Origin of the sequence: Microcoleus sp. AT9b-C3 (genome assembly GCF_036705485.1) — a bacterium.
GTDB lineage: Bacteria > Cyanobacteriota > Cyanobacteriia > Cyanobacteriales > Microcoleaceae > Microcoleus.
Map to the genome: position 1 here is coordinate 1 of NZ_JAUBUR010000006.1, position 12,389 is coordinate 12,389.

General features: G+C 44.5%; 9 protein-coding genes. 8 read left to right on the plus strand and 1 reads right to left on the minus strand.

Annotation, left to right across the window (positions count from 1 at the left end):
• The first annotated feature begins 81 nt into the window (after positions 1-81).
• From QUB77_RS07460 to QUB77_RS07475, 4 genes are all read left to right on the plus strand, one after another.
• A complete protein-coding gene (locus QUB77_RS07460) occupies positions 82-621 on the plus strand; it encodes a hypothetical protein (protein WP_333170860.1) in 540 nt (179 codons plus the stop codon).
• 3 nt (positions 622-624) lie between these two features.
• Positions 625-789, plus strand: coding sequence for a hypothetical protein (locus QUB77_RS07465; protein ID WP_333170862.1), 165 nt, complete (start codon positions 625-627; stop codon positions 787-789).
• Positions 790-957 carry a hypothetical protein gene (locus QUB77_RS07470; RefSeq protein ID WP_333170864.1) on the plus strand — a complete coding sequence of 56 codons (168 nt, stop codon included), beginning with the start codon at positions 790-792 and terminating at the stop codon, positions 955-957.
• Positions 958-1,167: 210 nt separating this feature from the next.
• The gene (locus QUB77_RS07475) at positions 1,168-4,425 is read left to right on the plus strand and encodes a tetratricopeptide repeat protein (RefSeq protein WP_333170867.1); all 3,258 of its coding nucleotides are present in this window, start codon (positions 1,168-1,170) and stop codon (positions 4,423-4,425) included.
• Between the two features lie 407 nt (positions 4,426-4,832).
• Here QUB77_RS07475 and QUB77_RS07480 read toward each other — a convergent pair whose 3' ends face one another.
• Entirely contained in the window at positions 4,833-8,786 is a 3,954-nt protein-coding gene (locus QUB77_RS07480; RefSeq protein WP_333170869.1) for a PAS domain S-box protein, read from the minus strand.
• 280 nt (positions 8,787-9,066) lie between these two features.
• Between QUB77_RS07480 and QUB77_RS07485 the strand changes: the two genes are divergently transcribed.
• From QUB77_RS07485 to QUB77_RS07500, 4 genes are all read left to right on the plus strand, one after another.
• Entirely contained in the window at positions 9,067-9,297 is a 231-nt protein-coding gene (locus tag QUB77_RS07485; RefSeq protein WP_333170871.1) for a hypothetical protein, read from the plus strand.
• Between the two features lie 259 nt (positions 9,298-9,556).
• On the plus strand, positions 9,557-10,147 hold the full coding sequence (locus tag QUB77_RS07490) for a cytochrome b (protein WP_333170874.1): 591 nt from the start codon (positions 9,557-9,559) through the stop codon (positions 10,145-10,147).
• A gap of 179 nt (positions 10,148-10,326) precedes the next feature.
• Positions 10,327-11,514, plus strand: coding sequence for an anion transporter (locus QUB77_RS07495; protein WP_333170877.1), 1,188 nt, complete (start codon positions 10,327-10,329; stop codon positions 11,512-11,514).
• Between the two features lie 268 nt (positions 11,515-11,782).
• Positions 11,783-12,389, plus strand: a 607-nt coding sequence (locus tag QUB77_RS07500) for a phosphoribosyltransferase (protein ID WP_333170880.1), incomplete at its 3' end; no start/stop codon positions are given.

The following is a 12,389-nucleotide window of genomic DNA, read 5'->3' on the forward strand; positions in this document are numbered from 1 at the left end:
CCAAATTAGTTCGTTGTCATCTTACAAGTTTATTCTTGAAGCCCTATTCTATGCAGCTTCATATTAAATTGGTATGAGGCGTTGGCTGGACAGGGAAACGAGGTATTTTTACTCAACAATACTTCCGAGTCGGGGCTATGGCGTGGCGTTGATTGCAGGCGCAGAGTAGGGGACAAATCTAATTTAGAATTGCTGCGATCGCTCGATTTTTTAGTTATAGTCAATATAGTCGGCAAAGCGCTGGAAGTTAAGCCTCTTTTGGGGCATAACACTAAGTTAATTTTGTGGATACATAACGAACCCGGCTTTGTATTCCTCGAAAATTTTAAAAATGAGCGAGAAATCAATGCTTGCGATGCTTTTGTATTTGTCAGCGACTGGCAACGCGAGCAATTTCGCCAGCGCTTTGGGATTGACTCCAATCGCTGTTGTGTTTTAAGAAATGCGATCGCACCTTGTTTTGCTAACATTTTCGCCGATAATATTTCTACCCTCTCTCATAAATATCGACCGCCCATTCTAGCTTACACCAGAACTCCATTTCGCGGACTCGATATTTTGTTAAAAGTCTTTCCCGAAATTCGTCAAGCTGTCCCCGGAACCAGATTAAAAGTATTTTAAAGCATGAAAGTACACCAAATAGACGACAATGATAACCAGCTTTTTTTCGGTCAACTTTACCGCCACTGTCAGGAAACAGAAGGCGTCGAGTACATCGGTTCCCTACCGCAACCCGAACTCGTCCGGCAACTGCGTTCAGTCGCGGTTTTAGCTTATCCGAATACCTAGTTGGAAACCTCATCTATTGCCGTGATGGAGGCGATGGCCAGCGGTTGCCGGATTGTGACGAGTGAATTGGCAGCTTTGGCGGAAACAACTGCTGGATTTGCCCGTCTAGTTTCAATGTCAGGGGTGGAAAATTTTGCATCGATAACTAATTGGAAGCGGGCGGGCTAACCAGATGGGGAGGGATATACAAGGCGGCTTTTAGAGGCCGTAGTTGGAGTTTTAAATTAGGAGACGGGTACGGGTGGCGCAACTGCTGAAAATCATCTGAGACAGCAGGTAGAATATATAAATCGAGGGTGTACTTGGTCTGTGCGATCCCGATAGTGGTTAGAATGGTTGAATATTATTAGTGTAAAAACTGTAAGAGTGGCAGAGCAAATGAGCCGGAATTCTTTAGTAGGTTTAGAGGCAGTGAGAGATTATTTTCAAAAGGGAAATTGGCTGAAAGATCGAGGTGATCTCGGTGGCGCAATCGAGAACTATCAGAAAGCTTTAGAGTTTAATCCAAGAGATGCAGAAGTTCATAAAAAGTTGGCGGAAGTTTATGTTTTGCAAGGAGAATTTGAAAAGGCGATCGCCTCTTGCAATCTCGCTCTTAAATTTCAACCCAACTTTGCTGCTGCTTACTTGACAATGGGCAATGCCCAGCACGCTCAAGGCAATCTGGAAATGGCAATTCAAGCTTACTTACAAGCTTTAGAAATTCAGCCGGAATTTGCTGAAGCCAGCGCGAATCTCGGCAGTATGTATTACAAGTTAGGGCAATTGGATCGAGCGGCCAATTATTACCAAAAAGCTCTAGCGATTAATCCTCAATTGTCATCGGTTAATATGATGCTGGGCAGCGTTTGGCAGCAGCAAGGAAACTTAGATGCAGCAATTACTTGCTATCAAAAAGTGCTGCAACAGCAACCGGGAGATGCCAGCGCTGCTGAGAAACTATCGAGTTTGTTCGCACAAAAAGAGCGGGAAACTACCGACAGCAACTTTATCGAATTAGAAACAGAATCATGCGAAGCGCAACCAGTATCTATCAACAAAGATGAAGGCTACGACTTGCAGCCTTCGAGCATCAATTTGCCGCCAGCGCCCACCACTCAAACTTTAAATACTCCCTTTACAAATCCCGCCGAACTTTCCGAACAAGTTACCTCGCTCAATGTTCCAGATAGCGAACAAGTTGCCAATTTTCAAGAAGTAGAACCGTACAATAAACTCGCAGAACAATTTTTAGTTCAAGGTAAAATTAAAGAGGCGATCGCAGCTTGTCAGCAAGCGCTAAAAATTCGACCTGATTTCATCTACGCTTACGTCACTTTAGGCAATGCCTTGCAAGCTGAAGGCAAAACTGAAGCGGCAATTAGATCGTATTCTCAAGCCCTAGAATTGCAGCCAAACTTTGCAGAAGTGCGTGCCAATATCGGTAGTATGTATTTCAAAATGGGGCGTTTGGAAGAAGCGATCGCCCATTACCAGCAAGCGATTGCCCTCAGTCCAAATTTAGCGGGAGCTCACTGGAATTTAGGGAAAGTATATCATCAACACGGCAACATCGAAGCAGCGATCGCCTGTTTTAAAAGAACATCCGAACTCAACCCGCAGCTAGTCGGTGCAGACTTCCACTTTAACTTAGGTAATCGACTTTTGGGGCAAGGAAAGCGCGAGGAAGCCATCGAAAGCTACGAAAATGCGATCGCCATTAAACCGGATTGGGCCGAAGCTTACGGTAACATCGGCAGCGCGCGATCGCAACAAGGCAATCTCGACGCCGCCATCGCTTACTATCAGAAAGCTGTAGCTTTAAAGCCGCACTTAGAAGTTCTGCACTTCAATATAGCCAATTCTTTTTTACAGCAAAACAAGTACGACGCAGCAATTACTAATTATCAAAACACTCTGAAAATCAAGCCCGACTGGCCGGAAGTTCACGCTAACCTCGGCAATTGTTTTTCCATGCAGGGGCGGCTGGAAGAAGCTTTAGCCAGCTATCAGCAAGCCCTGGCATTAAAACCGAATTGGGCAGAGGTTTACTGCCGGATGGGACACATTCAGAAACAAGATAAGCCGTTGGAGGCGATCGCCAATTTTGAAAAGGCGATCGAATGCAACCCCAAATTTAGCGAAGCCTACCAACAATTGTGCGACTTGCTAAGTCATTCCACCAACCTCGCCGGAGCCCGCAGCATAGCCGACAAATACTGCGAAAACTGCGGCGAAAATGCCCCAATCATGTCAGCTACAGCCTATGTCTTTTCCTACCTGCAATCAGGTGTCAGCAAACAGGCAATTCAGAAACTAGAAGAAATCGAAAAACTCTGCTACGAAAAGGTCGAAACCTTTAGCGTAATCGAACTAAAACTGCTCTACGAAATCTTCTTGTTTGCAGTTTCTCACCTGCGAGACAACCGCGAAAAAAATGCCAGTTTCTACCGACTAATTGCCAAAGAATACTACCAAAAAGCCGTTCCCCGGCGCCAGCAAGTTAACAGAAGCAACCTAGCCAATTACCAAACAAAAGAACAACGTCCTTTAAAAATCGGCTTCCTTTCCAAACACTTCCGCCGCCACTCAGTAGGCTGGTGCAGCGAAGCTTTAATTCGCGAATTAAGCCACATCACGCCCCACGTTCACCTTTACGTCACCGGCAAACTCCACCGAGATGAAGTTACGCAGCGGTTTGAAGACATGGCAGGCAAGTTTTACTGGCCTAAAAAATATCCAAACGGCTTTGCTGATGGCGGTGAAATCTTCGCGGAAGTAGCGCAAGACAACTTGGATGTTTTGATAGACTTAGACTCGATGACAGTCCCAACAAATGTCGAAGTGCTGTATCAATATCCTGCAGGGATTTGCGTATCTTGGCTGGGATTTGACGCCCCCTACATTTCAGATAATCACTACTTTCTGTGCGACGAACACACTCACCCCCCTGGTGTGGAAAAAAATTACTTAGAACAGTTAGTAAGATTGCCTGTTTGTTCGGTAGCAATTGGCGCACTGCAAAGCATTCCTGTAAATCGAGAGGCGATTAGAAATGCTCTGGGAATTGGCTTGGATCAAATGACTTATCTGTGCGTTGCGCCAGGGAGAAAAACCAATCCCGAAATGGTACGAGCTCAAGTTACAATTCTTAAGGAAGTACCAGATAGTGTGTTAATCCGCAAAGGTCAAGGCGACCCCGATATTATTCACAGCACTTACCGCGAAGAATGCGACCTTCAAGGAGTAGATTTTGGTCGGATTAAGTTTATAGGGCAAACCAGAAGTGAGGAAGAACACCGCGCTATTTATTATGTAGCCGACGTGCTTTTAGATTCCTATCCTTACAACGGCGGGACTCACAATTTAGAGGCTTTGTGGGCCAATTTGCCAGTGGTAACTCGATCCGGCGACCAATATCTTTCGCGCATGGGTTATGCTTTTCTGAAAAGTGCAAATGTTGATGTTGGTGCGGCGTGGAGTTGGGAGGAATACACGCAGTGGGGAGTTAAGTTTGGCCGCGATGCTGGTTTCAGAAATGCTGTGAAAGAGCATTTAATAAAATCTAAGCAGCCAGAACATCTCGCACCTTTGTGGAATCCTAAAAAGTTGGCTGAGGATATGTATGAGGTGTTTCAAAAACTGTTAGCTAAATAGGTAGGGCATTGGGCATTGGGCATTGGCATAGCAATCCCTCATCATTTGTGAACTCCTTTCTTACTCTCTTCTCTTCCTCTGTGCCCTCTGTGCCCTCTGCGGTTCAATAAAAAAAGAGATATCAGGTAGAGAAAAGGGATTTCTGAATCTTTTTACCCAACGCCCAGTAAAGTTTTGTAACAATCTTCGTAAAAATGCGTAAAAATTCCGCGCCGAGTCTGATAGATAAATAGCTGATTCATAGTACCGCGATCGCACTAACTTTATGCCAGTTAGGGCGATCGCTTTTTTGTGATGCCAGTTTCAAAAAAGAATGCAACTGTAGACAACCTCCAAACGACCAGCTTCATCAGTCATTCCCAATTCTAAAATCTAAAATCTAAAATCTAAAATAACCTGACTACTGACTAATCACTAATAGCCACTCGATCGCGCCCGCCAGACTTAGCTCGATACAGTGCCTTATCCGCAGCTTCAATCAACATTTTCGGGGAATTTTGACTTTGCGAAACGGCCGCAACTCCCATGCTGAGAGTCACGCAATCGCTGACAACAGACTTAATGTGGGGAATTGCTAAGGCTTTGACGCGGCTGCGGATTCCCTCAGCAACAGCCTGTGCAGCCACGATATCCGTATTTGGCAAAATTACCCCAAATTCCTCGCCGCCGTACCTAGCAGCCAAATAGAGGCGTTCTGGGGGTGCGTTCGTGCAAGCATCGCCGATCGCCCGCGCCACTTGCTGCAAACAAGCATCCCCGGCTTGGTGGCCGTAATTGTCGTTGTAAAGTTTAAAACAGTCAATGTCGCACATAATCAAAGATAGCGGTTCCGAAGAGCTCGACTGCTCCCATTCTCGGTTGATCACCTCGTCAAAACGGCGACGGTTAGCTAGTTGAGTCAGACTGTCCAAATTCGCCAACCCGTCCAACCGCTGGTTGGCCGCAGCTAGCTGCTGGTAAAGTAAAGATTGTTCGATCGCGATCGCAACTTGAGTACCCAACTGACTCAGCAAATCCACATCAAACTGCTGCCACTGGCGGGGTGCCGAACAGTGGTGGGCAATCAGCAAACCCCACAACTTCGGCACTTGACAAGAACCGTTACCTTCCCTAGGTTCTATTCCCTGCTGGACAATCGGCACCACCAAATTTGCCTTCACCTGACAAGTCTCCAAAAAATTAACGTGACACTCGCTCAAATTAGAAGTGTGAATATCCTCTATGGCGCGAATGCGGCCCTTTAAATACTGTCCGATGTAAGTAGTGGCAAAACAGCAATCGTCAATTGCCATCCCCTTGAGTGGCATCCATCCTTCTGCAACCGACTCCACCACCACATCTCCGTTCCAGTCAGGTCGAAAGCGGAAAACCAGCACGCGATCGGTTGCCAAAAACTCCCGCACTTCCGCTACTGTAGTGTTGAGAATATCTTGGAGATCCAGAGAAGAACGAATGCGCGATTGAATCTGTGCTATCAAGCGTTCCCGTTCTATTTGTTGCCGCAGCGCGACTTGGGCTTGCTTACTTTTAGTAATGTCCCGACCTTCCGGCAGCAACAATACTATTTTGCCAGTTTCATCCGCGACAGGTTTGAGAGAAAAATCAACAATTGCCGTCCGATTTACACCTTGAACTTCCACTTCATAGCGGACAAATTCACCTTGTGCCGATCGACAAATCGCCTCTTGCAACTGCTCCTGAACTTCCTCAGAATCTCCCCACCAAGGCAACAGCCAAAACGGTTTATTTGCCACATCCCGCAGTTTAATTCCCGCAAAATCCAGAGAAGTTTGGTTAGCTTCCAGCAGAGTGCCGTCCGGTTTCAACAAGCTCACAAATTGGAAAGAAGAATCAAAAATTGCCCGAAAGCGCCTTTGAGAATCTCCTAACATTGCCGTCACCTTTTCGCGAGAGGTAATATCGCGGAAGCGCCACACCCTGCCAATAATATTTTGTCCGACTCGAATTGGCTGCGTGTAGCGTTCAAAAGTGCGGCCGTCTTTAAATTCTAGAATATCGCAACCTTCCGACTCCGCATCGCTATAAAATTCTTTAACTCTCTGCAAAAAAGCTTTCGGATCTTTAACTTGCTTAGTGAGAAATGCCAGCCGCACCGTTCTATCCATTGAGTTTCTAACTTCTTCATAAATTCCCCACATTTGCACTAACTTTTCGTTATAACTAATCATTTCTCCGGCGGTAGTAACGGCGAGAATGCCGTCGGCAGTTGCTTCCAAGGTAGCGTGCAGCAAAGACCGCGCTCGCTCTAAATCTGCTGCAGTCAATTTGCGTTCCGTGAGGTCTCGGACTGCTTTCACCTGTACTAAACGACCTTCCCAAAATACGAATTTGCTGCGAACGTCAGCGGGAAAAGCAGTTCCATCTCGCTTGAGAAAAATAGTTTCACAGACTGTATTGCTGGAAGCAGAAATCATTTGCGGCGCCTGTTTGTATGATTTCGGCGACAGTAGTTCCAGCAAGCTCATTCCCACCATTTCCGCAGGTTCGTAACCGAAAAGTTGGGCAAAATTACTGCTGACGCTCAAAATTGTGTCGCGGTCAGCCACGGCAACTGCTTCAAAATAAGCTTCGCATTCGAGCAAGCGTGCTGCTGAGTAGCTGCTGCCATTTTCGCCCGAGGAATAGCTGTTGTTAATTAACTGTTGCAGTTGCGTATTTGCCGAGTACAAAGCGGTCATGGCTTGCCTGTACATAGCAGTACGTTTCTCGACTTTTTGTGCGAGGCGATCGCGATATTCTCGCAGTTCTTTTTCAACTCTAATTAAATCAGTAATATCTACTGCAAACACGATTACACCAGCGACTTTACCTGTTTCGTCGCGGTAAGGTATTTTATCTGTCCGCACCCAGCATTTTTGACCAGAAACTGTTGGTAGCAGTTCGACTTGGCCATGTTTGGGAAGGCCAGAATTGATTACTTCCAAATCTTCTAAATAATATTGCTCTGCTTCGTCTGGATAGATTTCATAAAAAGATTTACCTTCTAATTGAGCTGCGGGCAAACCTCTGGATGCAGCGGCGGCTTGATTAATTCGCAGCAGGCGACTTTCGGTATCTTTAAGCCAAATCATCGCCGGCACGGAATCAAAAATAATTTGCTGTTCTTGTTGCTGCAGGCGTAGTTCGGCTTCGGCTTGTTTTCTTTTAATTATTTCTTTTTGCAGTTTTTGGTTAGCTTTTTTGAGTTCAGCGGTGCGTCTTTCTACTCTTTCTTCTAGTTGATCGTAGTATTGGGCGAGCAAGTTTTGCTGCTGTTCGTGCCGCATTCCTTCTAATTTTAACTTTTCGCTAGCTGACAAACTTGAGGATACAAAATCGGCTAATATTTGGGTAAATTCGTGTTCTTCTTCCGTCCAATCTCCGTGGGAACCCTGGCGTTCGGCGCTGACTATTCCCGCCATTTTACCTGCTAGCACAATCGGTACGTTTAACAGGGAAGTCTTGCCCCGATCGAGCAAATAAAGACCGACAAGTTCTCGCGTTCTGGGGTCATTTTCTGCGGCCACAGTTGCGATCGCACTTACAGATTTTAAAGCTTGAAAATATGCCGGACAGTCGGATGCTGTGATGATTATTTGTACGGAATGGAGTTTAGTATTTTGTTCGTAAAGGTCGATACAGTGAAGCTGCGTTTTGTCTTCGCCATACAGCCAAATACTGGCTCGATCGCAGTTGACAATACTGACAGCGGTTTCTGTTACTTCGCGGATGAAGTCTTCTATATTGTGGCGTTCTTTAAGTTGACTTTTGGCTAATTTTGCGATCGCTAAAGTTGGACTGCGCCAATTTGCTCTCTGGTTGAGCGGCGTGGATAACTGCGAAGCCGCTTTAATTTCTTCGCAAACTAACAGTACAGCAGGCCGTTGGAAATTGGCAATCGAACGACCCTTGGTATTTTCCTCTATTTTCCAATCTACCGCCGGCATTGGGCGCGCGGTTGCTCTTACCCTAATAATCCTGCCGTCTTTGCAAGTTAAGTAGCCTTCCCAACAGGCTATTTTTGGAGTTGGCGTACCGTTTTCCGGCTGGGCCAATCCGGCAAATTCTGCCTGCATTTTGCCTTGATCTTGGCAGTAAAATATGTTAAAAATTGAATGACAAATTAATTCCTGTGATTTGTAGGCAAGGCGAGACGCGCCGAATTGATTGAGCGAAAAAACTCTTCCCAAAGCGTCTAGAACGAAGTAAATGCCCGGAAAATTCTCGTAGAGAGTTCCATACCAATCTTGTTCGACTTGTTGGCTACACGAAAGTTTGGCTGTCGCGAACTCGCCGTCGGTGTCCATCAAGTGAGAATAGTTGGTTTCGGGGTTGCTTGAATGACTTTTTTTAGCAAACACTTTTAGCTTAACTCGACTGTAATTAATTTTACTTTCTGGAATTTAACTTTTTTGTGAAACTAAATTAAACCTGTTGTTTGAAAAAAGTTACAAGTTGTAACAAAATTACAACTTGTCCAGCGTGCTGGTTTTCGCTTCCCCATCCAACCACTGTGTTTGTTTCTAGTTGGTACACGGTCTGCCGACGATATTTCCCGCTAGTTGCAATGCCAGCAGGTTTAGCTGCAATTACCCAGTCTGTACTTTTAGCATCCTAGACAATAAAAAAAACCGACAATCAATGATTTTAAGTATATACGATAACACTCAAATACTTAGTATTGGGACTGACCTACCTGGGATTCGGTTTGGGATATTTGCCGGGGTGGCGGAGGAACCGGGCGGCGGTTGCAATTATCGGGTCAGCTTTTGCGGTGGCTTTGGGATACTCGACCTGAAAACTGCTTGGGAGGCGATCGAGCCAAGTACGATGTTTTGTGTTGGGAATGACCAAGAATTTCAAAGGTGGTAGCCGCCACGTGATTTATCCGTGGAATCAATCCCAAATCGAAAATCCTCAAGCCCCCGGATTTATCCGTGGGGTCAATCTAAAATCTAAAATCTAAAATCGCGCAATCGATTGACGATCGTGAATATAGTTAATTAGACTGTTTAATAAATATTTGTAATACTTAAGTTAAGTAAATCTTATAATGCACAATCGACCACGGGCTTTAGTCCTATACTTTATACTTAATCTTGTGCAGCAAACGCTAAGGAGGTAAGAAAGAGTGAGTACCGTAAAACCCGTTGCAAAACCCAGACTTAATTCTGCGTTCAAACAATTGATGTCTTTACACTGGGCGATGTCAGCTTGCTATTTAGTGCTGTTTATTACCGGTACTTCTATGGTTCGATTGCCGGGAGAATTGTTTATTCGAGGCCCCCTTTACGATTTTCACAAATCCGTAGCAGTGCTGACAATGGCTTTGCTGACTTGGCGGATTTTAACTCTGCTGCAGGTATGGTGGAAAAAATATACGAAACGCCTGCCAAAGTTTACGAAAGAATGGTACAAAAATTTTGCTCTGCACGCAACTTTGTACGTTTTTATGTGGCTAGTTCCGGTTGCTGGTTTCTTACTTTCTAACTCTTACAAAACTAACAATGTGAAATTTTTCGGGATTCTTTTGCCGGATATGTTTCCGCAGAACTCCGCAATGATTGATGTCGGAAAAAGCTTGCATTTTTGGCTGGCGTACACGTTTTTAGCGTTCGTGATTTTGCATATTTTAGCTGAGAAGAAAGTTGTGAGAGCTAATTGGCGCCGGTTGACAAATTTTGTTCGCACCAAGTTCCCAAAGTCTCAAAAGGTTGGATAAATGGGCGATGAGGTACTATATCTCAATTGGTATTGATAAATTTACTGCAAAACTGGCTATTTTGCACGGTGATATTTAGCGCTATTTGCAATGCTAGCAGGTTTAGCTGCAACTACCCGGTCTGTACTTTGAGTATCCCAGACAATGGAAAAAGCCACAATCAAGGGTTTTAAGTATATATGATAACACTCAAATACCTAGTATTGGGACTGACCTACTTGGGATTCGGTTTGGGATATTTGCCGGGACTGCGGATGAACCGGGCGGCGGTTGCAATTGTTGGGTCAGGTTTTGCGGTGGCTTTGGGAATACTTAACCTCAAAACTGCTTGGGAGGCGATCGACCCAAATACGATCGTTTTTTTGCTGGGAATGATGGTCATTAATTCGGCTTTGGGAGCATCGGGTTTTTTTCAACTCGCTTTGGAGTTTTTAACTCGCTTTACTCGTTCTCCTTTCGGCATTATAGTGGCAGTTACTTTTGGCAGCGGCATTTTATCAGCATTTTTTCTCAACGACACTACTGCTATTTTGTTGGCCCCTTTAACGCTGAGTCTGACTCGCTCTTTGTCTCTCAATCCTATCCCTTATCTTTTAGCTTTAGCCGGAGGTACTAATTTAGGTTCAGTGGCGACTGTGAGTGGCAACCCGCAAAATATTCTCGTCGGTTCTTTTTCGGGAATTAGTTATTTGGAATTTGCCCGCTCTCTCGCACCAGTAGCTTTAATTTGTTTGCTGGTTCAAGTAGCTTGGCTGTGGTTGCTTTATCCAGAAGTGCGTTCTGGCAAATCTTTGCCGCAGGTTACTCAAGTCAGGTATCGATTGTTCAAGCCTTTACTAGCAAAAAGTTTGTGGGTGACAGCAGGACTTTTAGTAGCTTTTTTGGCGGGAGCACCTTTAGCAGAATCTGCCTGGATAGCTGCCAGTATATTGTTAATTACTAGGCGCGTCAAGTCCGATCGCATTTTGCAAGGAGTTGACTGGAATTTGCTAGTGATGTTTGCGGGATTGTTTGTGGTGACAAAGGCAACTCAACAACTGGGTTTGTTGGACAATTTAACTAATTTGACGGGTACGCCGCTGAGTTTGTTGGGAGTAACGGTAATTCTTTCTAACTTAATTTCTAACGTACCCGCAGTGTTAGTTCTGCAATCGGTGATTGTCAAAACAGATACGCAAGCTTGGCTGTTGTTGGCGGCGGGTTCTACCCTGGCGGGGAATTTAACTTTGTTGGGTTCTGTGGCTAATTTAATTGTAGCTGAAGTTGCAGGGAAATCATGCGATCGGCTGACTTTTAAAGAACATTTGCGGTTCGGGCTGCCGCTGACTTTCGTTACTTTGGGAATAGCTTATTTTTGGCTGTACTAAAAGGCTATAATCATTGCACTATCATGCTCGTACAATTAAATTTTAGCTTTGGGCTTTTACCTGTGCAAACTGGATTTGTTTTCGATGAACCGCAGAGGCCGCAGAGGGCGCAGAGGGTAGATGAGAAGAGAATAAATCAGAGAAAAAGATGTAGGTTTATAGCCGATCGCAGATTTCGGTATAATACAAAATTCTGGAAATAAAACCCCTTTAGCCTCCGATTGCGTATGCTAGAATGGGCAAAGAAAATATCACCAAGTCATGAGATATGATAATCTTCAGCGATTCTAAAGATATCTATTATTTAAGGAATTATCATCCTCTTAAGTGGCAAGGCGAAGAGAATGATTGTTTTGATTACTTTAGTGAAAAAATTCTTGACTTGAAAAACAAAGAAAAAACAAGTATTGATTTCTGGTTTGAGGAGCTAAAAAAGCATTTAAAGATGGAGGAGAGCTTTGCCATTGCTGTAGTTCCTTCACATTCGTCAGGTAATCAAGTATCGGGGATCCATCTAGTAGCCCAAAAATTAGCTAAATCTCTCCCAGAAAAAATCACTGACGCAACTCTTTGCTTAATACGAGTTAAAAACATCGATCGATTATCTACAGGAGGCAATCGGGAACTCGAAATTCATTTTGAATCAATGAAAGTAACCAATTTAGAATTGATGCAAAATAAAAATGTTCTTTTGCTCGATGATGTATCAACGACTGGTAATTCTTTACGCGCAGGCAAAGAGTTACTTCTGAAAGCAGGTGCTAGTAAAGTGAAATGTGTAGCTCTCGGAAAAACAGTCACATATTATGATTTTGATGATTCAGTTTACGAAAAGATTGGTAGGGATGCTAGTGGCTGTTTCGATGCTATAGACT